At 66.1% G+C, this 26,472-nt stretch carries 19 protein-coding genes, 1 tRNA gene and 1 pseudogene; 11 read left to right on the forward strand and 10 right to left on the reverse strand.

Going from position 1 to position 26,472, the window contains the following annotated elements:
* Positions 1–128 precede the first annotated feature (128 nt).
* The gene (istA, locus tag DAD99_RS06990; protein ID WP_193340930.1) at positions 129–1,670 is read left to right on the forward strand and encodes an IS21 family transposase; all 1,542 of its coding nucleotides are present in this window, start codon (positions 129–131) and stop codon (positions 1,668–1,670) included.
* The gene (istB, locus tag DAD99_RS06995) at positions 1,667–2,446 is read left to right on the forward strand and encodes an IS21-like element helper ATPase IstB (protein WP_193340931.1); all 780 of its coding nucleotides are present in this window, start codon (positions 1,667–1,669) and stop codon (positions 2,444–2,446) included. The genes istA and istB overlap by 4 nt, the downstream gene beginning before the upstream one ends.
* A gap of 516 nt (positions 2,447–2,962) precedes the next feature.
* On the opposite strand, the gene DAD99_RS07000 is transcribed toward istB, so the two are convergent.
* Positions 2,963–3,655 carry a GntR family transcriptional regulator gene (locus tag DAD99_RS07000; RefSeq protein WP_193340932.1) on the reverse strand — a complete coding sequence of 231 codons (693 nt, stop codon included), beginning with the start codon at positions 3,653–3,655 and terminating at the stop codon, positions 2,963–2,965.
* 157 nt (positions 3,656–3,812) lie between these two features.
* Between DAD99_RS07000 and DAD99_RS07005 the strand changes: the two genes are divergently transcribed.
* Positions 3,813–5,591, forward strand: coding sequence for an L-lactate permease (locus tag DAD99_RS07005; protein ID WP_193340933.1), 1,779 nt, complete (start codon positions 3,813–3,815; stop codon positions 5,589–5,591).
* Positions 5,591–8,416 (forward strand): FAD-binding and (Fe-S)-binding domain-containing protein, encoded by a 2,826-nt coding sequence (locus DAD99_RS07010; protein WP_193340934.1) that lies wholly within the window; start codon positions 5,591–5,593, stop codon positions 8,414–8,416. The genes DAD99_RS07005 and DAD99_RS07010 overlap by 1 nt, the downstream gene beginning before the upstream one ends.
* Before the next feature lie 60 nt (positions 8,417–8,476).
* Here the strand turns inward: DAD99_RS07010 and malQ are convergent, their stop codons facing one another.
* The 4 genes and pseudogenes from malQ to DAD99_RS07030 form a co-directional block, all read right to left on the reverse strand.
* A complete protein-coding gene (gene malQ / locus DAD99_RS07015) occupies positions 8,477–10,729 on the reverse strand; it encodes a 4-alpha-glucanotransferase (protein WP_193340935.1) in 2,253 nt (750 codons plus the stop codon).
* A 191-nt stretch (positions 10,730–10,920) separates the two neighbouring features.
* On the reverse strand, positions 10,921–11,670 hold the full coding sequence (locus tag DAD99_RS07020) for a LacI family DNA-binding transcriptional regulator (protein ID WP_227007765.1): 750 nt from the start codon (positions 11,668–11,670) through the stop codon (positions 10,921–10,923).
* Positions 11,671–11,704: 34 nt separating this feature from the next.
* Positions 11,705–12,289 carry an HhH-GPD-type base excision DNA repair protein gene (locus DAD99_RS07025; RefSeq protein ID WP_227007766.1) on the reverse strand — a complete coding sequence of 195 codons (585 nt, stop codon included), beginning with the start codon at positions 12,287–12,289 and terminating at the stop codon, positions 11,705–11,707.
* Between the two features lie 45 nt (positions 12,290–12,334).
* Positions 12,335–13,599, reverse strand: a pseudogene (locus DAD99_RS07030) (alpha-N-arabinofuranosidase); the annotation flags it as partial.
* Positions 13,600–13,923: 324 nt separating this feature from the next.
* Here DAD99_RS07030 and DAD99_RS07035 point away from each other — a divergent pair.
* The gene (locus tag DAD99_RS07035; RefSeq protein ID WP_227007757.1) at positions 13,924–14,838 is read left to right on the forward strand and encodes an ANTAR domain-containing protein; all 915 of its coding nucleotides are present in this window, start codon (positions 13,924–13,926) and stop codon (positions 14,836–14,838) included.
* Between the two features lie 56 nt (positions 14,839–14,894).
* Here DAD99_RS07035 and DAD99_RS07040 read toward each other — a convergent pair.
* Positions 14,895–14,967: transfer RNA gene (locus DAD99_RS07040), tRNA-Lys, on the reverse strand.
* Positions 14,968–15,170: 203 nt separating this feature from the next.
* Between DAD99_RS07040 and DAD99_RS07045 the strand changes: the two genes are divergently transcribed.
* The 3 genes from DAD99_RS07045 (at position 15,171) to DAD99_RS07055 (ending at position 17,730) form a co-directional block, all read left to right on the forward strand.
* Positions 15,171–15,830, forward strand: coding sequence for a hypothetical protein (locus DAD99_RS07045; RefSeq protein WP_193340936.1), 660 nt, complete (start codon positions 15,171–15,173; stop codon positions 15,828–15,830).
* 267 nt (positions 15,831–16,097) lie between these two features.
* Positions 16,098–16,715: a DUF47 domain-containing protein gene (locus tag DAD99_RS07050; protein ID WP_185262291.1), complete on the forward strand. Its 618-nt coding sequence runs from the start codon at positions 16,098–16,100 to the stop codon at positions 16,713–16,715.
* Between the two features lies 1 nt (position 16,716).
* Positions 16,717–17,730, forward strand: coding sequence for an inorganic phosphate transporter (locus DAD99_RS07055; protein WP_193340937.1), 1,014 nt, complete (start codon positions 16,717–16,719; stop codon positions 17,728–17,730).
* A gap of 38 nt (positions 17,731–17,768) precedes the next feature.
* Here DAD99_RS07055 and pstB read toward each other — a convergent pair whose 3' ends face one another.
* The 4 genes from pstB to pstS all read right to left on the reverse strand — a co-directional run bounded on the left by pstB (position 17,769) and on the right by pstS (position 21,897).
* Positions 17,769–18,548: a phosphate ABC transporter ATP-binding protein PstB gene (gene pstB / locus DAD99_RS07060; RefSeq protein WP_193340938.1), complete on the reverse strand. Its 780-nt coding sequence runs from the start codon at positions 18,546–18,548 to the stop codon at positions 17,769–17,771.
* A gap of 79 nt (positions 18,549–18,627) precedes the next feature.
* Positions 18,628–19,740 carry a phosphate ABC transporter permease PstA gene (gene pstA / locus DAD99_RS07065; RefSeq protein ID WP_185262288.1) on the reverse strand — a complete coding sequence of 371 codons (1,113 nt, stop codon included), beginning with the start codon at positions 19,738–19,740 and terminating at the stop codon, positions 18,628–18,630.
* Complete coding sequence (gene pstC, locus DAD99_RS07070) at positions 19,741–20,673, reverse strand: phosphate ABC transporter permease subunit PstC (protein ID WP_185262287.1); 933 nt, start codon at positions 20,671–20,673, stop codon at positions 19,741–19,743.
* Positions 20,674–20,775: 102 nt separating this feature from the next.
* Entirely contained in the window at positions 20,776–21,897 is a 1,122-nt protein-coding gene (gene pstS / locus DAD99_RS07075) for a phosphate ABC transporter substrate-binding protein PstS (RefSeq protein WP_193340939.1), read from the reverse strand.
* 235 nt (positions 21,898–22,132) lie between these two features.
* On the opposite strand from pstS, the gene DAD99_RS07080 reads away from it, so the two are divergent.
* From DAD99_RS07080 to DAD99_RS07090, 3 genes are all read left to right on the forward strand, one after another.
* Entirely contained in the window at positions 22,133–23,260 is a 1,128-nt protein-coding gene (locus DAD99_RS07080; RefSeq protein WP_193340940.1) for an aromatic acid exporter family protein, read from the forward strand.
* A 43-nt stretch (positions 23,261–23,303) separates the two neighbouring features.
* Complete coding sequence (gene radA, locus DAD99_RS07085) at positions 23,304–24,677, forward strand: DNA repair protein RadA (RefSeq protein ID WP_193340941.1); 1,374 nt, start codon at positions 23,304–23,306, stop codon at positions 24,675–24,677.
* A gap of 220 nt (positions 24,678–24,897) precedes the next feature.
* On the forward strand, positions 24,898–26,454 hold the full coding sequence (locus DAD99_RS07090) for a cell wall metabolism sensor histidine kinase WalK (protein ID WP_227007758.1): 1,557 nt from the start codon (positions 24,898–24,900) through the stop codon (positions 26,452–26,454).
* Positions 26,455–26,472 lie beyond the last annotated feature (18 nt).

Below are 26,472 nucleotides of genomic sequence, written 5' to 3' on the forward strand. Positions count from 1 at the left end.
TGCCCGTTGGTGGCCATGAGATCTGCCCACTTCCTTTACTTAGCCCTGCTGCTTAAGCGGCGGGAGCCTCTTCCCGGGGTTTGATGACGGTGTCTAGTCGCACCAAAGTCGTCCGGGAAGAGGCCCTAATGAAGTTTGACGGAGAAATCATGGAAATACTTGCTGCGTATGATCTGACCGGATCGTTGCGTGCCGCCGCTGAGCTCACCGGCTGCTCGCACCACACGGTCGCCCGGCACGTCGCTGCCAGGGATGCCGGCCAGCCGATCGCGGAACCGGTCTATCGGGGCCGGGTCACCGATGCGTTCCTGCCCAAGATCGAGGAATGGATCGAGGCCTCCAAGGGCAAGATCCGCGCCGATAAAGCCCACGAGAAACTCCNGGCCCTCGGCTACGAGGGTTCGGAACGCTCGACCCGCCGGGCCGTCGCGCAGGTCCGCGCCGCCTGGCGGCTGGGTCATGTCCGGGTGCACCGGCCCTGGATCACGGAACCGGGCATGTGGCTTCAGTACGATTTCGGCGACGGCCCCGTGATCGAGGGGAAGAAGACCGTTTTGTTCGTGGCCTGGCTGGCGTGGTCCCGCTTAAGGATCGTCATCGCGCTGCGGGACCGGACGGCGCCGAGCGTGTTCGCGGCGCTGGACCGCACCTTCCGTGTCATAGGCGGCGCCCCAACCTACGTCCTCACGGATAACGAGAAAACGGTCACCGTTTCCCATGTCGCCGGGGTCCCGGTGCGCAACCAGCAGACGGTCGACTTCGCCCGCCATTACGGCGTGACGGTGTTGACCTGCCAGCCGGCGGACCCTGCCTCCAAGGGCGGCGTGGAGTCCTCGGTGAAACTCGCCAAAGCCGACATCGTGCCCAAGGACACTAACCTGCGTGCCGAATACGCTTCCTTCGCGCAGATCGAAGCGGCCTGCCAGTCGTTCATGGACGAGGTCAATAACCGTGAGCACCGGGCCACCCGCCGAAAACCCGCCGCGATGCTCACCGAGGAGGCACCGCGGTTGCACCGGATCCCGGACACCGCCCACACCGTCGCGTTCGGTCTCTCCCGCACCGTCCCGGAGAACACGCCGATGGTCACGTTCGAGACCGGCCAGTACTCCGTCCCGGCATATCTGCTCGGCGCGCGGGTGTTCGTCCGGGCCCACGGCGCCGGAGCCGACGAGCAGGTCATCGTCGTCCACCACGGCAGCCAGGGCCCGGTCGAAGTCGCCCGGCACCGGCGCGCCCGCCCCGGCAGCCCGGCAATCAACGACGCGCACTTCCCAGACCACCGGCCCAGGATCCCCGGTGAGTACACGACGAAAGCCAGGACCGCCGCGGAAGCGGAGTTCCTCGCCATCGGCGACGGCGCCCGCACCTGGCTGCTCGAGGCCGCCGCGGCGGGCACCGCGCGGATGAACGTGAAGATGGCCGAAGCCGTCGCCCTGGCCAAGATCGCAGGCCAGTCCGAAGTCGACCACGCGTTGGGGACCGCGGCCATCCATGGCCGCTTCGCGAACAAGGATCTCGCCTCGATCCTGAACGCCGCCCTCACCCGCACCACCACCCATGCCGCCGGGGAAACCCGGTCCCTCACCCAAGGCACCGCCGGGTGGGCCGCCATCGGCCGACCACCCGTAACAGCCAGCGCCGCCACCGCGCTGGAGGAAAGCGCATGAGCCCCGTCCCGGCCACCGCACCCGCGCTGGCGCCGGAACTGGAGGCGCTGATGCGGCAGCTGAAGATGCCCCATGCACGGGCGCTGGCGCCGGAACTGATTGCGACTGCCCGCGCCCAGCGCTGGGAACCGGCCGAGGTCGTCAAAGCCCTCTTCGTCGAGGAAGTCGCCGGCCGGTCCCGGTCCATGCTCGCCACCCGGCGCAAGGCCGCGGGCTTCCCGACCGGGAAGACCTTCGACACTTGGGATCCCGCCGCTTCCTCGATCCCGGCCCCGACGCAGCAGGCGCTGCGGACGCTGGAATGGATCGGGCGGAAGGAAAACGTCGTGATCTGTGGCCCCTCCGGCACCGGCAAGACGTTCTTCCTCGAGGCCCTCGGGCAGCAGGCCGTCGAGGCCGGCATGCGGGTCGCCTGGTTCCGGCTCGAGGACCTCGGCGCTCTCATGCGCGCCCACCGCTCCGATGACAGCGTCACNAAAGTCGTCGCCCGGATCCTGCGCGCAGATTTAGTGGTGGTCGATGATATAGGCCTCTTGCCGGTCGGCACCGACGCGGCCGAGGGGCTCTACCGCCTCGTCGATGCCGCCTATGAGAAACGGTCCATCGCGGTGTCCTCAAACCTGCATCCGGCCGGCTTTGACGAGCTCATGCCCAAAACCCTCGCCACAGCAACCGTCGATCGGCTGCTGCACCACGCGCACGTCTGCCAGACCTCAGGAGAATCAATCCGCCTCAGCCAGGCCTTGGCCGGAAAGGGAGTCACTCCAATGAGCTAAACCCACACCCCAACATGGCCAACGCCGCCGAACACCTGGTGGGCAGATCTGGTGGCCATGAGTGGGCAGTTTTCATGGCCACCAGCGGGCATTTTTGCTGGCCGCCCTTGGGCACAAACTATTGGCCATTGACAGCCCCACTCGCAACTCCACAGCAGCCTGTACAGCAACGCTGCTGCCAGGAAGGTCTCCTGACGTAAACCCACGCACCGCAGACAACGACTCAACCGCCCGACAACACCATGGCTGCGACTGCTCGCCGCCGCCATGCTCGCATCGACTTTTGTCCTCCCGGCGCACGCGGCGCCAGGCCCGAAGGACCCGGGGCCGCCGTCGGCCCTTCAGTCCCTCCGCGCCCCGTTAACGGACGAGAATTTCCACTTTGTGATGGCCGACCGATTCAGCAACGGGGCCACAACCAATGACAAGGCGGCCTGGGCGCCGACCCCAGGGTGTCCGACTACGACCACGTCACCCACCTGCTCACGGCGGGCTGGCTAACCGCGGCTTAGCCGACTACTCCTGCAGCAGCCCTGACGGATACTCAGCCTCCGGGCCAGCAGTTCCCCCCATAGCGGCGACGAGCCGTTCACGCGCGCGCCCAAGGTGTTCATCCAGCAGTTCGGCGGCGGCCTCACCCTGGCCGCCCTCGATCAACTCAAGGATCTTCTGGTGTTCGGCCAGTATCAGCTCCGTGTCCAGGAGGTGCAGTGATTGGACCCGGACCATACACAGCCGCACCTCACCCACAAGCGAGCGGTACATCCGGCTGATGCGCTCATTGTCCAGTGCGTCGATCAGGCTTGTATGGAAACGCATGTCAGGTTCCACAACGTCCAGCGGCGCGCCCGACTTCAATGCCGCGATATCGCGGTTGGCCTGGACCGCCCCTTGCGGCACGTCTCTGGTGCGCGCCAACCGGCGGAGTACTTCGCTTTCCAGATACGCGCGTGCCTGGTAGATGTCACGCACCGATTCCGGCCCCAGGTCCACAACACGTGCGGTCTTGTGCGTGCCCCGGTCCAGCAGCCCCTCTGCCACGAGCTTCTCTATCGAGGCCTTGGCGGTGGGGCGCGCCACTTCATACGACGTTGCGACGTCTGTCTCAGTGAGCGCCTTTCCGGAACCCAGGTCACCCGAGAAGACGCGGCTCCGCAGATCCGCAGCGATGGCGTCCACGATGGAAACTGCTGCAATACGGCCGGCCATGCGCGTGTCCTCCCCGAACCAACAACCCAACTGAACCAAAACCCAATTCCTTCAATCTTGCCAGACAAGTCAACACATGCACTTGACCAACATGTGTACTTGTTAGACAATCGAAGGGCGCCACGGTGTTGTGACGCCCAACACAATCTGGAGACACATGTTTCAGCAGATCCTCGACCCCATCGCCGGGTCCCTAATCCTTTCCGCCCTTTTCGCGGCGCTTCCCCTTGTCCTGCTATTTGTTCTGCTGGGCGTTTTTAAGGTCAAGGCACCCAAAGCAGCCCTGGCCAGCCTCGCCCTGTCCCTGGTGCTAGCGATCGTTGGCTGGCAGATGCCTGTCAACCAGGCCCTTAGCGCCACCGCGGCCGGCATCTTCTACGGACTGTTCCCCATCCTTTGGATCCTGGTGAATGCGCTGTGGATCTACCGGCTCACCGTGGCCACGCCGTGGTTCGAAGTGCTGGGACGCACTATCCGTTCCATCTCGAACGACCTCAGGATTTTGTCCATCCTGATCGCTTTCTGCTTCGGCGCCCTGCTGGAATCCCTGGCCGGCTTTGGCGCACCCGTGGCCATCTCCGCCGCCATGCTGATGGCTGCAGGAATGAAGCCGCTGAAGTCAGCAATTGTCTCGCTGCTGGCCAACACCGCCCCGGTAGCCTTCGGCGCGATGGCCGCGCCAATCATCGCCCTGAACGGCGTCACCGGCCTGCCGCTGAATGAGCTTTCCTCGATGGCCGGACGCCAGACTCCGTTCATCGCCCTGATCGTTCCGCTGCTGCTGGTGTTCATCGTCGATGGCCGGCGCGGAGTGAAGCAGACCTGGCCCGTAGCCCTCGTGGCAGGCGTCGCCTTCGGTGCGGCGCAGTTTGTCACCTCCAACTACTTCGCCGTGGAACTCACTGACGTTGTGGCCGCCGTGGTAACAGTGGCCGCCGTGCTCCTGACGCTGAAGGTGTGGCAGCCGAAAGAAACCGTCGGAATGGGAGGCGCAGTTCAGGCCGCACCGGAAGCAACCGAGGCAGCCGCCGTCGGTGCCCGCGCAAACGTCGGTGCCCGCCCAGAAGCCGCCAGCGCCCGCGCGGGTGCCGGTTCAGCGAGCGGAACCAGCTCAAAACACTCTGCCGAACGGCCAGCCCCGGGCACTGCGATGCCAACAGGCAGTGCTGTACCAGCTGATAACTCGCGGCCCGAGCCGCGGCAGATCTGGATGGCGGTCGCCCCTTACCTGATCATCATCGTGGTGTTCTCGGTGGCGCAGATTCCGTTCGTCAAGGCCTGGCTGAGCCAGGTTGGCAGCGTCACGTTCGCGTGGCCGGGCCTGGACATCACCGACTCGGCCGGCAAGCCAGTCGCAGCCACGAAGTTCAAGCTGGACCACCTCAAGGCGACCGGCACGCTGCTGTTGTTCTCCGGTCTGCTCACCATGCTGCTGTACAAAATCACTGCATCACAGGGGCTGCGCGTCTACCGGGACACGGTGGTACAGCTGCGCTGGACCATCGTTACCGTCACGGCCGTGCTGGGCCTCTCCTTCGTCATGAACCTCTCCGGCCAGACCACTACCCTTGGCTTTGCCTTGGCCTCCGCGGGCGGGTTTTTCGCCGTCCTCTCGCCATTGATCGGCTGGATTGGTGTGGCACTCACCGGCTCCGACACATCCTCCAACTCCCTGTTCGGCCAGATGCAGGCCACCGCGGCGGAGCAGACCGGCCTGTCACCAGTGCTGATGGCAGCCTCCAACTCCTCCGCCGGGGTGATGGGGAAGATGCTTTCGCTGCAGAACCTGGCCGTAGCCTCGGCGGCGGTGGGCCTTGACGGTGCCGAGGGAACGCTGTTCCGGAAGCTCCTCGGCTGGAGCCTTGGCCTGCTGGCGCTCATCACCGTGCTGATCTTCCTGCAGTCCACCCCCGTCCTGGGCTGGATGGTCCCCTGATGGCACCCGTGGACTTGGCTGGCCTCCGCGCGGCGGTGAAGGATCCCGCCCAGGTGAAGACCCGGGCGATCGACCTGCATGCGAACGCCCATGATGCCTCGCATTTCCTGCTGATCCCGCAGGCAGTGGTCGCGGCCGGGAATGCCGCGGAAGTAGGCGGCCTGTTGCGGGCCAGCGCCGCCCAGGGTGTGCCGCTGACCTTCCGGTCCGGCGGGACCAGCCTCAGCGGCCAGGCGGTCACCGACGGCGTGCTGGTGGACGTGCGCCGCAACTTCCGGGACATCGAAGTGCTCGACGGCGGCGCGCGGGTCCGCGTCCAGCCCGGCGTCACGGTCCGGGCCCTCAACGCGAGGCTCGCCCGCTACGGCCGGAAATTCGGCCCCGATCCGGCCAGTGAGGCGGCGTGCACCATCGGCGGTGTGGTGGCGAACAACTCCTCCGGCATGAACTGCGGGACGGTAGATAACACCTACCGCACCCTGGAGTCGTTGACGGTGGTGCTGCCCTCCGGCACCGTGATCGACACCGGTGCATCGGACGCCGACCGGAAACTCCGCGCCCTCGAGCCGGAACTCTATGCAGGCCTGGCCCGGTTGGCGGAGCGCGTCCGGAACAACCCCGACTCGGTCGGCCGGATCCGGCAGCAGTTTTCCATGAAGAACACCATGGGCTACGGCCTGAACTCCCTGCTGGACTTCAAGAGCCCGGTGGACATCATGGCCCACCTGATTGTCGGCAGCGAAGGCACCCTGGGTTTCGTGGCAGAGGCGGTTTTCCGCACCATTCCGCGGCTCCAGCACGCCGCCGCGGGCCTGTTGGTGTTCCCGGACCTTGAGGCCGCCAACGCGGCGCTGCCCGCCCTTGTCGAGACAGGAGCCGCCACCATTGAGCTGATGGATGCCTTGTCGCTCAAGGTGGGCCAGACGCTCAAGGGAACTCCCGCCGTCGTGCGGGACCTGACGGTCCGGGAGCATGCCGCACTCCTTGTGGAGTACTCCGCCGGCAGCGCCGGACATTTGGCGGAGCTCCAGGTCAACGGCGAGGGCATCCTCCGCAGCCTCGGGCTGTCCGCTCCGGCCCGGTTCACCGGCGACTCCCGCGAACGCGGCCAGCTCTGGCAGTTGCGCAAGGGCCTCTACGCCTGCGTCGCCGGTGCGCGTCCCCAGGGCACCACCGCGCTACTGGAAGACATTGTGGTCCCTGTCCCGGTGCTGGGCCGCACCTGCCGGGAACTGATCCGGCTTTTCGACAAGTACAGCTACGGCAACAGCGTGATCTTCGGCCACGCAAAGGACGGCAACGTCCACTTCATGCTCACCGACGGTTTCGCCACCGCCGCAGAACTGGACCGTTACAGCGCCTTCACCGAAGACATGGTGGACCTGGTCCTGGCCGAGGGCGGATCCCTGAAGGCCGAGCACGGCACAGGGCGCGTCATGGCACCCTACGTCCGCAGGCAATATGGCGATGAGCTCTATGACGTCATGCGCAGCATCAAGCGGCTGTTCGACCCTGCCGGGATGCTCAACCCGGGCGTACTGATGGACGAGGACCCCCTGGCGCACCTGCGGCACATCAAAACAGCGCCACCGGTCGCCGAGGAAGTGGACCGCTGCGTCTCCTGCGGGTACTGCGAGCCGGTGTGCCCCAGCAAGGACATCACCTTGACGCCGCGGCAGCGGATCGTTACGCTGCGCGCCATCGAATCCGCGCGGCTGGCCGGGGACACGGCGCTGGTCAAGGAACTGGAAAAGGACTACGAGTACGAGTCTGTGGATACGTGCGCCGTGGACGGGATGTGCCAGACCGCCTGCCCGGTGGACATCAACACCGGATCGCTTGTCAAAAAGCTGCGGCAGGCCGACGCCGGCCCGCTCGCCAACGGCGTGTGGAATGCCGCCGCCAAGCACTGGGAGGGCGTCACCCGCGGTGCTTCGCTGGCCCTGACAGTGGTCAATAAGCTCCCTGCCGCCGCAATCACCCCGCCCAACAAGGCCGCGCGGGCAGTGCTTGGGGAAGACACAGTCCCGCTGTATTCGGCCGAACTGCCGGGCGGCGGTTCGGTGCGGAAGCGTCCGACGCCGGCGGGCGAAGTGGACGCTGTCTACTTCCCTGCGTGCGTGGGGACCATGTTCGGGCCTGCGGGTACGGCCCAGGACAGCCCCGGGAAAGGCGTCCAGTACAGCTTCGAACAGCTTTGTGCCAGGGCGGGGCTGGTGCTCCTTGTCCCGGAAGGGATCGACGGCCTCTGCTGCGGCACCCCTTGGTCTTCCAAAGGCATGGCCGCCGGCCAGGAAAGGATGCGGGAGAAGACCCTCGCCGCGCTCCGGGAGGCCACCCGGGACGGCGAGCTGCCCATCGTTTGCGACGCATCCTCCTGCACCGAGGGCCTGCGCCAGGCTGTCGAATCTGACACGCCGGCAGCAGGGCAGCGTCCACTGCGCATGGTGGACGCCGTGGACTTCGTTGCCGACCGGATCCTTCCCGGACTGCCCGATCACGGGAAGCTGGAGTCGTTGGCCCTGCACCCCACCTGCTCCTCCACCCGGATGGGGCTTAACGATGCCCTCGGTGCCGTGGCCGGCGCCGTCGCCGATCGCGTGGAGGTCCCGGAGAACTGGGGCTGCTGCGCATTCGCCGGGGACCGTGGCATGCTGCACCCGGAGCTGACGGCATCAGCTACCGCAAAGCAGGCCGCGGAAGTGGCGGACATGGGCGCTGCGGCGCACGCCTCCTGCAACCGGACCTGCGAATTGGGCATGACGCGGGCAACCGGCGCGCAGTACCGCCACGTGCTGGAACTCCTGGAGGAGGTTACCCGCTGACCCCGGCAACCCGGGGTACCGGTCGAGGTCAGTTGCGGCAGGGGTCAGCCGCACCATGGGTCAGCCGCGGAGCGCCTCCGCGACCGCACCCAGCAAAGCGTTGAACCGTGGGTTGGCAGGGAGGTCGTCGATGAACACCGGCTTTCCGTCCGGATCACCGAGCGGGACCTGCCAGTTCGGGTACAGCGCCTCGGTGGTGCCGGGCTGGTTCTGCACCCGCCGCTCCCCCACGGCATCCACCAACGCCACGCCAAGGAGGACCGACGGCGTCTGGGCCAGCAGGCGGTGCAGCGCCTCTATGGTGCGTTCTTCGCTGCCGGTGCTGCCTACGTTCCCGTCGGCGGACGCGCCGGCCGTGCCCCCATCCGCGGGCAGTAGGCCGCGTTCCCGCAGCAGCCCCATCATCTTTTCCAGCGTTGCCGTGTGCTCCGTCCGTTCCTCCGCCTCAGAGCGTTCCAGGAGGCCCAGCCTGCTGCGGAGCGCCACGTGGTCGCCCGCCAGGTAGCCCGCGGTGGGCGGCAAGTCGTGGGTGTTGACGCTGGCGAGGGCCTGCGTCCGGTACCGTTCCGGTGGCAGGGGCGAATCGCCGTCGTTCTCGAACCAGAGGATGGAGGTGCCCAGGATGCCGCGGGCAGCCAGGTAGTCGCGCACCCACGGTTCGAAGGTTCCCAGGTCCTCGCCGATCACCACGGCGCCGGCACGCTGGGCTTCCAGTGCCAGGATGCCGATCAGTGCTTCGTGGTCGTAGGTGACGTAGGCGCCGTCGCGCGGGGAGTTGCCAGCCGGCACCCACCAGAGGCGGAACAGGCCCAGCACGTGGTCCACCCGGATGCCGCCGGCGTGCCGGAGCACGGTGGAGAGCATGTTGCGGAACGGTGCATAGCCGGCCTCCGCCAGGCGGGAGGGATGCCACGGCGGCTGGTTCCAGTCCTGGCCCAGCTGGTTGTACATGTCCGGCGGCGCCCCCACGCTGATCCCGGGAGCCAGGACGCCACGAAGGGTCCAGGCGTCGGCGCTGCTGAGGTCAACGCCCACGGCGAGATCGTGCACCACACCCAGCCGCATCCCCGCCCGTCGCGCCGCCTGCTGCGCGTTCTCAAGCTGCTCGTCGCAGATCCACTGCAGCCAGCGGTGGAACCCGATCCTGTCCGCCAGCTTCCCACGCAGCGACTCCGCTTCGGGCGAGCCCAGAGCGCAGTCCGGATCGGTCCACAGCGGATGGTCCGGTGCCAGGTCTTCCCGGATGGCGGACCACAGGGCGAAGTCATCCAGCCCGGAGCCGGAGATCCGGCAGAATTCGTCGAACGCTGCCTGCCGCGCCGGCGAGCGCCGGGCGTGATACAGCAGTTCGAGGGCCTGGAGCTTGGCGGCGTACACGGCATTGCGGTCCAGCCGTTCGCCGTCCTTGTTCAGGACCTGGACCTGCTCCTGCAGCCTGTCCACCGTTGCGCGCTTGCGCGCCTTTAGATAGGCGATTTCCGGGATGGCCTCCACCCGGATGTACAGCGGGTTGAAGAAGCGCCGCGTGGACGGCGAGTAGGGCGAGGGCTGGACCGGCGGCACGGGTTCCGCGGCGTGCAGCGGGTTGACCAGGACATAGTCCGCACCGCGGGCGCCGCTGAGCGTGGCCAGATCCGCGAGGTCGGCGAAGTCGCCGATCCCCCAGGACCGCTTGGACCGCACGGAGTAGAGCTGCGTGGCCAGGCCCCATCCCCGACGCTCCACCAGGGAATCGGCGGTGGTGAGCCGCGCCGGAACCACCACCAGCGCACCCTCGGCTACGACGCCGTCGGACTCTGCCCTCAGCGTGTGCCAGCCCAGCGGCAACCCCTCCGGTACCGCGAAGGTGGCCCGGCCGGTGGCCACGCCATCCACGTCCTGTGGCGCCACCCAGAGATCCTGCGGGACGGCGTCCACCGGCTCGCCCGTTCCCGTTTCAAGCTCCACATGCAGGCGGGCCGTGGCACCGTCCCGGACGTGGACGGGAACCAGCGCGGATTCGCCCTGCTGAACCACGACGGCGGGGGGCAACATCCGCCGCCACGGCGCCACTTCCGCCTCGACCAGGGCATTTTCGATCAGTTGGTTCGTGTGAGCGGGGACGCCGAGCGCTGCCAGGACCTTGATCAGCGTCTCCGCCGCGACGCTGTGCGGCAGCCCGTCCCAGCCGTGGAACGAGGTGCCCACGCCGTGAGCGTCCGCCAAACTCTGGAGGAGTTGATGGTCCACGGGCTCATGAACGACGGCATCGCCGCCGCCCGACCGTGCCGGCGTGCCGAAAATCTGAGCGTGCTGCTGGTCTGGAGTCTTCATGGAATGTCCGCCTCGCCTGGTGTGTTGGGCCCGAACCTACATTGCTTGCTGACGCACGGGAGCGACACGCCCCCGCGCACGACTGTTGCAGCCAACGATAGCCGGGCGGCAGCCTTCAGGGCGCCGAATCCCGGATTTTCAGGACGAAGCCCGCCTCCGCGTGGACCCCGCCTGCCCTCGCTTCGAGCCCGTTAATCCGGTCGATCAGCAGGCCGATGGACCGTTCGGCAATCTCGTCCATGCCGGGCGACACGGTGGTAAGCGACGGCGGCCGCTCCCCCGTCGCGGCGCCATTCACCGGGGGCCACCAAGGCGGGGTCAAACGGGACGCCGGCGTCCTCCATTGCGCTCCGGTAACCGTTTAGCCGCAGACCGGCAGAGCCCGCGGACTCGCCGGGCCGGGCGCCGAGCACGGCGATACGACGGCGGCCTCCCGCCAGCAGGTGGGCGGTGAGGGCGTGGGTGGCGTCCCGGTTTCTCATGGTGACCAGATCCAGCCGAGGATCCAGAATGTGCTCGCCGAGCAGCACCACCGGCTTTGTGCCGCGGTGGGAGGCGACGGCGTCGGCCCCCATGACCAGGGGCGTGAACAGCAGGCCATCGGTCAGCTGCCGCAGCGGACCTTGCAGGGCACCGAGTTCGTTGGCTTCCAGGGCGCCGGATTGTTGCACGAGCACCCGGTAGCCGCGCTGCTCCGCCGCCGTCATCACCCGCGAGGCCAGTTCAGCGTAGTACGGTGCTGCGAGGTCGGACAGCAGCAGGCCCAGCATGTGGGTCTTCCCCGAGCGCAAGCTGCGGGCCGTCAGGTTCGCCTCATAGCCCAGTTCGGCGATGGCGTCCTGGACCCGTTGCCTGGTGGCCGGCCGGATGAACTCGTAGTCGTTGAGCACGTTCGACACGGTCTTCAACGACACCCCGGCCGCGCGCGCCACATCGTTCATGGTCACTGCCATGCTTGGTCACTGCCATGCTTGGTCAGCCCTTGGCAGCCTTGGCCGCCGCCTTTGCTGCCTGCTTGCTGGCCCGCACCTTAACGAGCGATTCAGGACTCACGATGTCCGCAACCGAAAGGAAGGCGTCCTCCTGGCCGTAATGGCCGGCTGCCTCGCGCCAGCCGGAGGCGCTCAGCCCGCGCTGCTTCCCGAGGAGTGCAAGGAAGATTTTTGCCTTCTGCTCCCCGAATCCTGGCAGTGCCTGCAGGCGGCGCAGCACCTCCGGGCCGTCGGGATCGCCCTTGGTCCAGATCAGCGTCGCGTCGCCGTCCCAGTCCTGCTGCACTGTTTCGGCGAGCGCCTGGACGCGACCCGCCATCGAACCAGGGAACCGGTGCACCGCGGGCCGCTCCTTGAACACCTCAACGAACGCCTGGGGTTCATACGCGGCAACGGCGGCCGGGGCAATGGACCCGATCCGGGCCCGGATCTTCTCCGGCCCGGCAAAGGCGGATTCCATGGTGACCTGTTGGTCCAGCAGCATGCCTGTCAGCAGCGCGAACGCGTCATCAGTCAGCAGTTGGTCGGCGGCAGGGTCACCGGTGATATGCAGTTCCATGGCCCTCATCTTTCCACCTCCCGCGGCCAGGAATCGAGGGCCAGCCGGATCATGGACCCGGACACTGCCGAGGCCGGCGACGGCGGCGTCCAGGGTCAGGGCGTCCGTCGCCGAGCGGTTCACGGCGAAGATGACTGCCTCGCGTTTATCGGCGTCGAGCGTTGCCACCGCGGACAGGGCGGCGAAGGCCGCCGTTGTGTCGCCGCTGACCAGCGAGGATTCGACGGCGAGCTGCAGCACCGTACCGGCGGCGTGGCGGCTGGTGAGGGCAAAGGGGTGGAAGGTGGTCTGCTTCCACGCCCGTCCTCCCGGTTCGGTCATGATGGGGGCAATGACGTTGACCAGCTGGGCCAGGCTCGCTGCGTGCACACGTCCGTGTTGCGCAGCAGCGTGATCAGAAGATCGCCTACGACGACGGCGTCCGCCACGGTGTATTTGTCCTCCAGCAACACCGGGGCCACCGGCCAGTCCGAGCCGGTTGGCGACTTTGATTCGGCGCGGCTCATGTGCCAGACGTTCCACTCGTCAAAGGAAATATTGACCTGCTTGTCGGACTTCTTCACCGACTTCACGTGGTCGATATGGGCCACGATGTCCCGGATGAAGGACTCCATTTTGTGTCCGGCAGCCAGGTGTTCCTGCAGGTCACCGATGTCCTCGAAGTACTGGTGGGCGGAAATCAGGTCCACGAGGTCGTAGGTCTCAGTCAGCACCACGCGCTCCCACTCGCCGAAGGTGGGCATGGTGGGCGCCGAACGGCCGCAGACCACCAGCTCAAGATCAGGATCAGGATCAGGATCAACCATGCGCATGCCGCGGGCGGTGTCTGCGGCGGGCCGGCCGTATTCGAGGGCGCTTTTGTGCCCGATCTGCCATGGTCCGTCCATCTCGTTGCCCAGGCACCACATTTTGATGCCATAGCCGCTGTCAGCTCCGTTGGCCTTGCGCTGGTCCGAGAAGGCCGTGCCACCGTCTATATTGCAGTATTCGAGCAGGTCCAGCGCCTCCTGGATCCCTCGCGTGCCCAGATTGACCGCCATCATCGGTTCCACTCCCGCATTGACCGACCAGTTGGCGAACTCGTCGACGCCCACGAGGTTGGGGTCAGTGGAGTGCCAGGCCAGGTCAAGCCGTGCCGGGCGCTGTTCCACGGGCCCCACGCCGTCTTCCCAACGGTACCCGGACACGAAGTTGCCGCCCGGGTACCGGACTGTGGAAACACCGAGTTCGCGGGTCAGTTCCAGGACGTCCGCGCGGAACCCGTCCGCGTCCGCTGTGGGGTGCTCCGGCTCGAAGATGCCGGTGTAGACGCAGCGACCAAAAACAAGTACTACCTAATTTGAAAAACAAGTACCGATTACGCGTTCGCCGGGGACCACGTCCGAACTACCGTCGACTAGGAGCACAGACTCGCACATCGCATTGGATTGGATGTCTCACTAGGGGGTTGTGAGAAGGATGAATACACGACCTGGCACCCACGTTTTCCCGTCCCAAGTGGCACGGGAAGTAAGCGGGGCCGGCGACGAGGAGGTCTTAGAGACCAAGGCCTCTCCCCCAGCCGTCGCCGGCCCTCCATTCTCCACTGGTCGCATCCACCGCCCGCCACCAGCCGGATCCCGGCGACCCACGGCGAGCCGGACATGAAGTCCCGTTCCGAAGCGCCCCAGGCACACTCGTCGGCAGGCAGGCGTCCGCCGCTTGCTCATCCGACGCCGCACGCCATCCAGCATGGGGTCCCGCATCCGGGGCCGGCAGCAACCACGGACCGCAGACCCAGCCCGGCACCGGGCGATCATCCGGGCACGGACTCGGCCGCGAAAGCGATCACCACCGGGATGGTCGGGGCCAACGGGCTTATCCCCGATCTGGTCACCGGCTCGACGGACCTGTCCGATTCCTTGGAGACCCTGGTCCACCTCTCGGCGGCCGCGCTGAGCCAGCTCGCCGGTGTCCCCATCGAATGCGCCCTGGTCCTGAACCGGGTCAAACGCGCCAGAGCCACCGCCGGAACCGACACAAGGCCCGTAGCCTTGGCCCGGCTGGAAGCGGAGGTCGGCGAAGGCCCCCTGTTCGAGGCCCTCACCGGCACGGGTACCGCGGCCATGAACCACGTGGGCTCCGACTTCCGCTGGGCACGCTACAGGCCGTACCTCCAGGACGCCGGCTTCGCCAGCGTCCTGGGACTTCGGCTTTCCCTGGATGAGGGCACCGAGGCTGCCATCGCCTTCTTCGCGGCCAGCTCGCAGGCGTTCCCGCTGCCCGTGATCGCCGAGGCCCGCAGCTTCACTGACCTGGCGTCCCGCGGCCTCAGGTTGGCCCTTGAGCTGCAGTCGGCCAGCACCAGGGCGTCGGATCTGCAGTCGGCCCTGGAAAGCCGGACATCCATCGATATTGCCTGTGGCGTCATCATGGCGCAGAACAGGTGCTCCTACAACGACGCGATTGCCATCATCTCCAAGGCATCCAGCCACAGGAACATCAAGCTCCGCAAGGTGGCCGAGGGCATCCTGGCCAGCCTGCCGGGCGGTGCGCCGGACACTCATTTCGAACATTAGGCTCCCGCTTTACGACAGAAGACCAGAGACGGAGTGTCTCTGGTCTTCTGTGTGGGTGGGCCCTGTGGGGATCGAACCCACGACCCACGGATTAAAAGTCCGATGCTCTACCAACTGAGCTAAAGGCCCCAGCTGACCGTCAAACGACCGATCAGCCCAGTCCATTTCTGGACGTAGAATACTTTACCCCACACACGGGGCGGGTTTGGCACGCAGGTGTGCGCCGCCGTCGTACGTTCCGCATTCCGCGCAGTGCCACAGGCGCTGGCACGGTCTATCCCGGCTGCGAACAGCACTCGATTTCCCGCGCGGCACAGGAGTAGCGTGGGGGCATGAGCGAACAAGCAGGACCCAGTCACTACGGCGGAGCCAACCGGCATCACAAGCCCAAGCCGTTCGCCCCCATCGATTTTGAACCGTTCGCCGGCGGACCGGATCCCGCGCGGGTGTCCGAGGCCGCCCACCTCGCCGCCCAGGCGCTGGTCCGCCATGGACGCGACAGCGACGACCCCGTCATCACCGAACGGCTGGTCAAGCTGACGGACGAACAGGGGCTGGAGGCCATCGCAGAGATGTGGGCAGAAAGCCCCGCGCGTTCGCTGCCCGGTGCCCTCTGGCGGCTTTACGCCCTGCGCGCGGCCACCGTCCAGGACCCGGAACGGATCTCCGTGTACTTCCGCGCGGGCAAGGACACCGCTCAGGTCTCCCATGTAGTGGCCGGCGCCGCGGAACCGCCTGGAGCCGAAGAAATGCGGGCCATGGCGGACGCCATTCTTTCCGGAGCGTTCGACGGCGAGTTCGACGTCGCACTGGAGCGTTCTGCCGCGTTCTGCCGTGTGGTGGCGCTTGGCCAGGCGACCATCGCCGACGGCGCCGAGCTCGCCAACGAAGCCCACGCCAGCAAGCTCACGCGCAACTCGCACCAGCTCGTGAAGACCGCCGAGGACCTTGAGCACGCGGCGAATGCCTGGCGACTGGGCGAGCTCGACTGAACCACCTGCACCCATCTGTCAATGTTGACTTGGGCGGGGCAACGTAGAACACTGAAACTGGTGCCGAGCCGCGAAACCCCCGGGCTTCAACAATTAGCCGCCTAGAGCGGCCTACCGCCGAGAGGCGTATCCGGTTCGGCACCATTTTTATGCCTGTTTTCAGGCCACGGCCGCCGGCCGCTAGAATCAACACAGTTGCTGGCCTGCGTCAAGTCACAAGCGGGCGGCCCACCAACCCTGCACATCCCCGGAGACCGGTATCCCAACGTGAAGCTGCGCCTTTTTCCCCAGGAGCCCGCAGGGCTGACCTTGCTGTCCCAGATGGCCCAGCAAATTGTGCATGCCAGCGCCACCATGGCAGAGATCCTGGGCGTACCCGCCACTGAGCACGCCAAGCTCGTGGACGACATGCACGACCACGAAGCCAAGTCCGCCGAACTGCATTTCGCCTTGCTCACCCACATGCGCACGAGCTTTGTGAACCCGCTCCCCCGCGAAGACATGTACGCTCTGTCCCGATACCTGAACGAGGCCCTCGAAAAACTGGACGGCGCTGCGGAGCTTGTATCCCTGTATCAGCTTGACCGCCTGCCCCGGCGCGCCGCAGACCAGCTCGAGATCATCAGCCGGCAAGCCGAGCTCACCGTGGATGCCATGCGCCAGCTCAACAACCTCGACGACCTCGAGGATTACTGGATTGAGATTCTCAGGCTGGCTAAACGCGCCGAACGGACCCACCGGATCTGGGTAGCTGACATGATCCGGGACATGAAGTGGGCGCAGTATTCCCGTAACCGCGACGTCGCCAACCAGCTGGTCGAGGTCACCAAGGACATGCGCCGCATCGCGACGCAGGTAGGCAGCATCATCGTCAAGGAATCCTGACGTGACAGCAGTGATTTTCGGCGTTGTGGTGCTGTTGACCGCAACGTTTGCCTTCCTCAACGGCTTCAGGGACGTCTCAACGTCCGTGGCGCTGGCTGTCCGCACCAGGGCGCTCACGCCCAGCGTGGCCGTGCTGCTGGCCGCCTTTTTCAACTTCGTGGGCGCCCTGATCAGCGCCACCGCAGTGGTTGTCATAAGCCACACCTGGATTCACCTGCCGGATGGACAAAGCGGCCTCAGCATCCTGGTGGCAGCCTTGGCCAGCGCCTGCGCCTGGGGACTGCTCATGTGGTGGCGCGGCATCCCCGCGTCCTCCACGCACGCACTGGTGGGCGGCCTGGCCGGGGCCGGACTCGCCAGCCTGGCCGTGGGCGGGGTGGGAGTTGGCGGCGTTGACCAGTCCCTGCTGTTCCAGGTTCTCCTGCCCCTGATGCTCTCGCCCGCCGTCGCTTACGTTGGTGCATATCTGCTGGTTTTCCCCGTCACCTGGGCCGCGCGGTATGCCCAGCCGAACGTCGTCAACGAGCGCTTCCGCCGCAGCCAGGCCATCGCGGCCGGTGCCGTAGCGTTCGGCCACGGCCTGCAGGACGGCCAGCGGGTGGGTGCCGTACTGCTGCTTGCCCTGCTCGCGGCGGGCTATTCCGACGGCGAGAGTATCCCCCTGTGGGCGGCGCTGGTTTCCGCCGTGATGATCACTGCCGGAACGCTTTTTGGCGGCTGGCGGATCTCTTACACCATCGGCTACAAGATCACCAGGGTGGACCCGCTACGGGGCTCCGTGGCCCAGACCTTCAGCGCCGCCATGCTGTTTGTCGGCGCGATCGCGCTTCAATGGCCCCTCTCGACCACCCACACTGTGACGGCCTCCGTGTTGGGGGCCGGCGAAAACCAGCACTTCTCAGTCACTAACCGGAAGCTGGTCATGCAGATCCTGGCGCTCTGGGTCCTTACCCCCGCGGCAACCGCGGCAGGGGCGTTCGTGCTGGCCCTGGCGTTGTCACCATTGGCTGCCTGAGGGCAGGCCTTAGACGCCGCATTTGGCGGCGGTGGGGCTCAGCCGAAGCGGCCGGAGACGTAGTCCTCGGTGGCCTTCATAGTGGGGTTGCTGAAGATGTTCTGGGTGTTCCCGTATTCGATCAGCTTGCCCGGCTTGCCGGTTCCGGCAATGTTGAAGAACGCCGTCTTTTCCGAAACGCGCGCGGCCTGCTGCATGTTGTGGGTCACGATCACCACGGTGTACTGATCCTTGAGATCGTTGATGAGGTCCTCGATGGCCATCGTGGAGATCGGGTCCAGGGCCGAGCACGGCTCGTCCATGAGGATCACCTGCGGTTCCACGGCGATGGCACGGGCGATGCACAGACGCTGCTGCTGGCCGCCTGACAGGCCGGATCCGGGCTTTTCCAGGCGGTCCTTAACCTCGTTCCAGAGGTTGGCACCCTGAAGGGACCTCTCCACCAGGATGTCGGCCTCGCCCTTGGAGATCTTCTTGTTGTTCAGCTTCACGCCGGCCAGCACGTTGTCCCGGATGGACATGGTGGGGAACGGGTTGGGCCGCTGGAAAACCATGCCGATCTGCGAACGCACCGTCACCGGGTCCACCCCGGGTCCGTAGAGGTTGTCCCCGTCCATAAGGACTTCGCCTTCGACGCGGGCGCCCGGCAGCACTTCGTGCATTCGGTTCAGGGTGCGCAGGAACGTGGACTTGCCACAGCCTGAGGGGCCGATGAAAGCCGTCACGGACTTGGCTTCGATGTTGATGCTGACGTCCTCCACGGCCAGGAAATCGCCGTAGTACACGTTCAGGTCTTTGACGTCGATGCGCTTAGACATGATGTTCCTTCACTTGCTGGGGTACGGATTGAAGTCTATGGTTTGGCCGCGAGGACCGGAATCCCAAGCTGAACGTTTTTCAGCGGCCGGTCTTGGGTGCGAAGATCCTGGCGATCAGCCGGGCGCCCAGGTTCAGGACCATCACCAGGATGATCAGCACCAGGGCGGCCCCCCAGGCCCGCTGCGAAGACGGGTCCGGGTTTGCCGGCGACGTGGGGTTCAGGATCTGGGTGTAGATGAACGTCGGCAGGGAGGCCATCCAACCGCCGAACACGTTGTTGTTGATGCTGGTGGCAAACCCGGCGGTGACCAGGATGGGCGCGGTCTCGCCGATCACGCGGGCGATCGCCAAGGTGACGCCGGACGCGATGCCGGAGATCGCCGTCGGAATAACCACCTTGATGATGGTGCGCCACTTGCGCACGCCCAGCGCGTAGGCTGCTTCGCGCAGTTCGTTGGGGACGATCTTCAGCATTTCCTCGCTGGAACGCACCACCACGGGGATCATCAGGACGGAAAGCGCGACGGCGGCGACGGCACCGGTTTTGGTGCCGGGCCCAACCACGGCGAAGAAGAACGCTGCGGCAAACAGGCCGGCCACGATGGACGGGATGCCGGTCATAACGTCCACAAAGAACGTGATGGCGCGGGCCAGCCGGCCGTCGTTGCCGTACTCCACCAGGTAGATGGCGGTCAGCAGTCCGACGGGCACAGAGATGACGGTGGCGACCAGCGTCATCTGCACCGTACCCACCAGTGCGTGGTAGATGCCGCCGATCACGGGGGCGCCCTCTTCGACAGCCTTATTGTCGTAGGCGCCGGTGACGCCGTTCATGGAGTTGGTGAGGAAACCCGGGGCGATCAGGCCGGGAACACCGTTGACCAGAACCGTCCAGATTACGGAGATCAGCGGGAGGAGCGCGACCAGGAATGAGCCCACCACCAGGCAAGTCGCCAGCTTGTCCTTGGCTTTACGGGAGCCCTCCACAACAGCGCTCCAGCCCACCAGGCCGGCGGTGAAGAGGATGGCCGAGACAATGCCCCAGCCGAACGCGTTAAAACCGATCAGGGCCAGGATCGCGGCACCCACGATGAGCGCGAGCGCCAGGACAACGTACGGCGCAAAAGGAGGCAATTGGCCCTTGGTCAGGGCTGAACGCTTGCTGCGCACGGGAGTGAGAGTGGAGGACATTTAGTTTGCTCCCGAGAATTCTTTGTGCCGGGTGATGATCCAGCGGGCGATCATGTTGACTCCCAGGGTGATCACAAACAGGACCAGGCCGGCGGCGATCAGCGTACTGACCTTGAGGCCGCTGGCCTCGGGGAAGTTCAGTGCGATCTCCGCGGCGATGGTCTGGTTGCCGGACGTGATCAGGCTGGCGGTCAGGGCACCGGAGGAGAGGACCAGGGCAACCGCCATGGTCTCGCCCAATGCGCGGCCCAGGCCCAGCATCACGGCGCTGATGATGCCCGGACGGGCGAACGGCAGGACCGACATTTTGATCATTTCCCAGCGCGTCGCGCCGAGGGCCAGGGCGGCTTCCTCGTGCAGCTTGGGGGTCTGCAGGAAGATTTCACGGCTCAGGGACGTGATGATCGGCAGGACCATCACCGAGAGCACAATGCCCGCGGTCAGGATGGTTTTGCCAGTGGCAGAGGCGGGGCCCTGGAAGATGGGCAGCCAGCCCATGTTCCCGGCCAGCCAGTTGTAGGCCGGGGATATTTCCTTGGCGAGGAATGCCGCGCCCCAGGCGCCGTAAACCACTGACGGGATGGCGGCCAGGAGGTCCACGACGTAGCCGAGGCCGGAGGCGAGTCCGCGCGGGGCGAAGTGCGAGATAAACAGGGCAACGCCGATGGCGACGGGTGTTGCGATCACCAGGGCGATGACGGCGGCAATGAGGGTGCCAATAACGATCGGCCAGATGTAGGCGAAGAAGCCTTCGCCGCCCTGGATTTCGGCTGCCGGGGCAGTGAGCGCCGGAATGGCCTGGACAACAAGGAACAATGCCACGCCGAACAGGACGGCGAGGATGAGGCACCCGGCGGCCAGGGCGGCGCCGGAAAAGATCTTATCCCCGGCGCGGCCTGCGCCCTGGGAACTGCTCAGGGGGGTGGCGGTCATTCCAGACCCTTCGGTTGTTGGTGGTGCCTAAATCGAGCGTACAAAGCCAAGTTCCCCGCCCCGCCTTTCGGCGTGGCGGGGAACGTGGTTCAGGGACAGGTACTAGGACTTGACCTTGATGGATTCGATGGCCTTGACGGCTTTCTCGGCGAGGGCCGGGGAGAGCGGCGCGGACTTCGCGGAGTCAGCAGCTGCCTTCTGGCCGGCGTCGGAAACTACGTAGCTTTCGAAGGCCTTGACGAGGTCAACGGTTTCCTGCTTGTCGTAGGTGGTGCAGACAACGTGGTAGGAAACCAGGACGATCGGGTAGGCGCCCTTGGCAGTGGTCTTGCGGTCCAGCTTGATGGCGACGTCCGTGGCGGAACGGCCCTCGACGGGCTTGCCGGCTTCGACAGCCTTGGCAGCGGCATCGGCGGAGATCTTGACGAACTCCTCGCCCACCTTGATGGAGGCGGTGCCCAGCTTGCCGCCCACGGCGGAGTCATCCGCATATGTCACGGCGCCCGGGGTGTCGGTGACAGTCTTGACAACACCGGAGGTTCCCTTGGCGTTCTCGCCCTGCAGGGTTGCGGGCCACACGCCGGAAGCCTTGTCGGTCCAGACCTCGGCAGCAGCCGCGGCGAGGTACTCGGTGAAGTTGGTGGTGGTACCGGAATCGTCAGAGCGGTTAACCGGGGTGACCTTCAGGTCCGGCAGGGTGACGCCGGCGTTCAGGGCAGCGATCGCGGGATCGTTCCAGTTGGCAACCTCGCCGCGGAAGATCCTGGCTACGGTGGCGGCGTCAAGCTTCAGCTCGGTAATGCCGGGGAGGTTGAATGCCACAGCGATCGGGGAGATGTAGACCGGGATGTTGATGGCGCCTTCGGGGCCGCACTTGGCCATGGAGCTGGCCAGCTCTTCATCCTTGAGGTACGCGTCTGAGCCGGCGAACTGCGCCGAACCGTCGATGATCGCCTTACGGCCTGCGCCGGAACCGTCCGGGGAGTACTGTACGGTGGCGCCTGAGTTGGCGGCGGCGAAGCCAGCCTTCCAGGCGTCCATGGCTGCGCCGGTGGAGGATGCTCCAATGCCGGTCAGCGTGCCGGTGACCGTGGTACCGGGAGCAGTCTGGTTGCCCGCAGGCGTGTTGCCCGTGGCGTTGTCTGAACCGCAGGCGGTGAGCGCGAGTGCGCCGGCAGCGATTACAGCAATAGCCGCGTGGCGGCCGAAACGGAGTGCCTTCACTAGATGTACCCCTTCCAGGGTTATTCAGTTGCGGGCAGGGCCCGGAGAAGCCCTGCAGCGCGATGCGTATGTTTTGTACCTTCAATGAAGTTATGTGCCGCAGGTTAAGCGATGGGCGGCCGCAGGTGAACAGAAGATTAACGACGGCGGCATATTGGCTTACACCTGCGGCGCCACCATTGCGCGTGTCACGCTTTCGGCCTTAGGTGCCCGGGCGGCAAATAGACTGGTGGGCATGGCCGCAGCAGCAGGACTCTCAGCAAGCAGGCGATTCCTGCGCGGCCGCATCCGCACCGGCCTGGTCCGGAGCCGGAACTCGCTGGTCCCCGCCGTCCAGATGACCGCCTGCGCGGTGGGGGCGTACGCCTTCGCCGAATACGTCCTGGGGCACTCCGGCCCCCTCTTCGCGGCCACATCGTCACTGATCGCGCTGGGCTTCTCGCGTGACCCGCGGCTGCGCCGGGTGATGGAGGTGGGCCTCGGTTGCACCATCGGGATCGCGGTGGGTGATCTGCTGCTGCACTGGCTGGGCAGCGGCATCTGGCAGGCCGCCGTCGTCCTTCTGTTCTCCATCCTGCTGGCCCGCTTCCTGGACAGCGGCAACATCTTCACCACGCAACTGGGGCTGCAATCCTTGCTGGTGGTACTGCTGCCGGCGCCGGACGGCGGGCCGTTCACCCGCAGCATTGACGCCATTGTTGGCGGCGTGTTTGCGCTCCTGGTGACCATCCTGATTCCGAAGGATCCGCGCCGGGAGCCCCGCAAGGATGTACGGAAGCTGCTCCACGAACTGGCCGAGGTACTGCGGGAATGCGCCTCCGCACTGAGCAACAGCGACTCCACCCAGGCGTGGCACGCGCTGATCCGCGGCCGGAACTGCCAGCCGCTGGTGGACGCGATGCGCCACTCCCTCCGAGCTTCCGGCGAGGTGGCCACGCTCGCGCCGGCCCACCGCCGGCACCGCGACGAGTTGGACCGGCTCAAGCAGTCACTGGACTCCATCGACCTTGCGCTCAGGAACAGCCGCGTCTTCGCACGGCGGCTGACCAGCGCCATCAACCATGCCGCACTGTCCGATGAGGCAACCGAGAACATTGCAGAGGTGCTGGAGGATACGGCGGCTGCGATTGATGAACTCTCGCTGGGCCTTGCCGAGACGCACGACGGCGCGCGGCGGGCCCATCTGCGGACGGCCCGGCAGGACTTCAGCGAGGTTGCGCTGCGGCTGCACCCGAGGCTGCTGGAAGTCCAGCGGCTTGAGGGTGAGACTGTGGTGATGCTGTTCCGGCCGCTGATGGTGGACCTCCTGGAGGCCACGGGCATGGATCCGATCGAGGCAAGGGACGTGCTGCCGGCGCTTTAGGGGCGGGCGGAAATTGTCGGTGCCCGCCAGTAGGGTGGAACCCATGGCAACAAAGATTTCCCGGGCGTCCAAAGCGCCGGCTTATAAGTGCGCCGAATGCGGCTGGACCACGGTCAAGTGGGTGGGACGCTGCGGCGAGTGCCAGGCGTGGGGGACGGTTGAGGAGACCGGTGCCGCTGTAGCGCGTACGACGGCGGCAACAACAGTTCTGGAGCCGGCCCGCCGGATTGCCGAGGTGGATGCCACCACGGCGGCTTTCCTTCCTACCGGCGTGGACGAGCTGGACCGCGTACTGGGCGGTGGCCTGGTCCCGGGTGCGGTCATCCTGCTTGCCGGGGAACCCGGCGTGGGCAAGTCCACCCTCCTGCTGGACGTCGCGGCCAAGTTCGCCCGCACCGCCCAGGATGTCCTGTATGTCACGGGCGAGGAATCCGCCGCGCAGGTGAAGCTGCGCGCCGAACGGATCGACGCCGTCGCGGACTCCCTGTACCTGTCCGCCGAAACTGACCTGGGGCAGGCCTTGGGGCAGGTGGAGAAAATCGAGCCGCGGCTGCTGATTGTGGACTCGGTCCAGACGCTCAGCAGCGCTGACGTGGACGGCAGCGCCGGCGGTGTCTCGCAGGTACGTGAGGTGGCGGCGTCCCTCATCGCGGCTGCGAAGCGGCGGAACATGACCACGTTGCTGGTGGGGCACGTGACGAAGGACGGGTCCATCGCGGGGCCGCGGCTGCTCGAACACCTGGTGGACGTGGTGTGCCAGTTCGAAGGCGAGCGGCATTCCCGGCTCCGGATGCTGCGCGCGGTGAAGAACCGGTACGGGCCCACGGACGATGTGGGCTGTTTTGACCTGAATGAGAACGGCATCGAAGGCCTCACGGACCCCAGCGGTCTGTTCGTCAGCCGCACCAAGGAACCTGTCTCCGGCACCTGCATCACCGTGACCATGGAAGGCCGGAGGCCTTTGCTGGCCGAGGTGCAGTCGCTGCTTGCCGAGAGCGCCAACTCGCAGCCGCGCCGGGCCACCAGCGGCCTGGACAGTTCACGGGTGTCCATGCTCCTGGCGGTGCTGCAGCAGCGTGCCGGCTGCCTGCTGCACAAGGACGACTCCTACGTGGCCACGGTGGGTGGCGTGAAGCTCAGCGAACCGGCCACTGACCTCGCCGTTGCCTTGGCCGTCGCGTCCGCGAAGGCGCGCAAACCCCTGCCCATCAGGCTGATCGCGTTCGGCGAGGTGGGCCTGGCGGGCGAGGTCCGGCCCGTGCCCGGCATCAACCAGCGCATCCAGGAAGCACACCGGCTGGGCTTCACCCACGCCGTGGTCCCGGCCAGCCACAACGGGCCCGGCCCTGTCCCGGCGGGCTTCTCCGTGCGCGAGGTGGAACATCTGACGGAGGCGTTGAGCCTGCTGATCGGGTAATCCGCTGACGTAGTACTGCGCTCCTGCGGGAGCCAAGCGCTAGGCTGGCGGAACGACCTTCAGCAGGCTGGAGGATGTTATTGATGCGCCTGGGGGGGCCGGATTGACTAATCAAATACAAGCAGGCGGATTCTTCCGCGACGAGTCGGCGGAGTACAGTTTTTTCGCCGGGAGAATGGACGCGTTTTTCGGGGGCCTTGGGGCCCGGGGCCGTGTGGTGATGAGCCAACTTCCGCTCACCGTCACGGTGGCGCTCGTCGTTGTGGCCGCCGGAATATTCAGTCCCGCCACCCTGGCGGACGAACGCTTCAGGCTGGCGTTACTGGCGCATTCGGCCATCTTCGCCGCCTGCGTGGCCATCCCGTGGGAAAGGCTGCCCGCCGGTGCGTTTATCGCCATTCCGGTTCTTGATTGCTTCACCATAGGCTTCACGCGTCAAGCAGGCGGCCCCGACTTCAACATACTGAGCCTGATGCTTGTTTTTCCGGTGATCTGGCTGTCTTCGGGTCGCCAGCGCGCCAGGGTGGTCCTGGCCATTTTGGTGACAGTCCTCAGCACCGTCATCCCGGCCGCGGTCTTCGGCTCCGAACCGACCCGGGGATCGATGATCCGGACCATTTTCCTTCCCCTGGTGCTGTCCGCCATTGCCGTCTCCGCCCATATCGTGTCCGGGATACTCCACCGGCAGCGCAAAGCCTTGCTGAAGAAAGATCAGGCCCTGGCGGAAACACTGGCCGAAAGCTTGGACCGCCAGCGGCTCCTGGACGCCGTTCTCGGCGCGGTGGGAGTGGGCGTCTGGGTAGTCGACCCTGAGGGGAACAACGTACTGACTAACCGGGCCATACGCGCGGATCCCAGACTTGCAGGACTGGCCGATGGGGACACCGGGACGTGTGTGCTGCAGAGCGATCGCGCTACTCCGGTGGCGCCCCGCATGCTGCCCGTCGCCCGCGTGATACGCGGCGACGTATTTACGGACGAATTACTGTGGACAGGCGATGGGGAGGAACAACGTGCGTACTCCGTGGGCGCGCATGTCATCCGCTCCCGGGACGGCGTGCGCAGCGGCGGTGTCATAACATTCGTGGATGTGACCGCGCTGATCACTGCATTGGCCGCCAAGGATAACTTCGTCGGCACCGTTTCCCACGAACTTCGCACCCCGCTGACGTCCATCCTCGGCTACCTGGAACTTGTCTTGGACGAGTCCGGCCACGAGGCGATCGAGGCCGAACTACGCGTGATGCACCGCAATGCCACCCACCTCCTGGGCCTCGTGAACGACCTGATTGCCGTGGCCTCGGATCAGGTGGACTTGGCGCTGCAGGAGGCGGACCTCGCCCGCCTCCTCGCGGACGTGGTGGATTCCACGTTCCCCCAGGCGGCCGACCGGGGTCTGGAGCTGGTGCTTGAGGCCGAGCAGCCATTGGCAACCCGCATGGACCCCGCCCGGATGCGCCAGGTAGTGGGCAACCTGCTTTCGAATGCGATCAAATACTCTCCCGGCGGCGGCTGCATCACCGTCAGCGCTCACAGGACCGGAACGGACCTTGTCTGTTCCATCACGGACCCGGGCGTCGGCATGAGCGCGGAAGACCAGGCGCAGGCATTCAAAAAGTTCTTCCGCTCGGCGCGGTCGCGCGCGACAGCCATCCCAGGAGCGGGACTGGGCCTGCCGGTCAGCAGGGCTATCATCGAAGGCCACGGCGGTTCCCTGAGCCTCACCAGCGCCCCGGACGAGGGCACCACGGCCACGTTCATCCTGCCTGCCTGCTAGCTGTCCAGGCGTCGCTTC

Origin of the sequence: Pseudarthrobacter sp. AB1, from assembly GCF_014926485.1 — a bacterium.
In the GTDB taxonomy this organism is placed as follows: domain Bacteria; phylum Actinomycetota; class Actinomycetes; order Actinomycetales; family Micrococcaceae; genus Arthrobacter.

Excerpts from the sequence above, each read along its gene's own strand:
- DAD99_RS07090 (WP_227007758.1), top strand. The coding sequence starts at position 24,898 with ATGAGCCAACTTCCGCTCACCGTCACGGTGGCGCTCGTCGTTGTGGCC.
- pstC (WP_185262287.1), bottom strand. The coding sequence starts at position 20,673 with ATGACCGCCACCCCCCTGAGCAGTTCCCAGGGCGCAGGCCGCGCCGGG.
- DAD99_RS07035 (WP_227007757.1), top strand. The coding sequence starts at position 13,924 with ATGAAGTCCCGTTCCGAAGCGCCCCAGGCACACTCGTCGGCAGGCAGG.
- DAD99_RS07080 (WP_193340940.1), top strand. The coding sequence starts at position 22,133 with ATGGCCGCAGCAGCAGGACTCTCAGCAAGCAGGCGATTCCTGCGCGGC.
- malQ (WP_193340935.1), bottom strand. The coding sequence starts at position 10,729 with ATGAAGACTCCAGACCAGCAGCACGCTCAGATTTTCGGCACGCCGGCA.
- DAD99_RS07025 (WP_227007766.1), bottom strand. The coding sequence starts at position 12,289 with ATGAGGGCCATGGAACTGCATATCACCGGTGACCCTGCCGCCGACCAA.
- DAD99_RS07010 (WP_193340934.1), top strand. The coding sequence starts at position 5,591 with ATGGCACCCGTGGACTTGGCTGGCCTCCGCGCGGCGGTGAAGGATCCC.
- DAD99_RS07020 (WP_227007765.1), bottom strand. The coding sequence starts at position 11,670 with ATGAACGATGTGGCGCGCGCGGCCGGGGTGTCGTTGAAGACCGTGTCG.
- pstA (WP_185262288.1), bottom strand. The coding sequence starts at position 19,740 with ATGTCCTCCACTCTCACTCCCGTGCGCAGCAAGCGTTCAGCCCTGACC.
- pstB (WP_193340938.1), bottom strand. The coding sequence starts at position 18,548 with ATGTCTAAGCGCATCGACGTCAAAGACCTGAACGTGTACTACGGCGAT.
- DAD99_RS07045 (WP_193340936.1), top strand. The coding sequence starts at position 15,171 with ATGAGCGAACAAGCAGGACCCAGTCACTACGGCGGAGCCAACCGGCAT.
- radA (WP_193340941.1), top strand. The coding sequence starts at position 23,304 with ATGGCAACAAAGATTTCCCGGGCGTCCAAAGCGCCGGCTTATAAGTGC.
- DAD99_RS07005 (WP_193340933.1), top strand. The coding sequence starts at position 3,813 with ATGTTTCAGCAGATCCTCGACCCCATCGCCGGGTCCCTAATCCTTTCC.
- DAD99_RS07000 (WP_193340932.1), bottom strand. The coding sequence starts at position 3,655 with ATGGCCGGCCGTATTGCAGCAGTTTCCATCGTGGACGCCATCGCTGCG.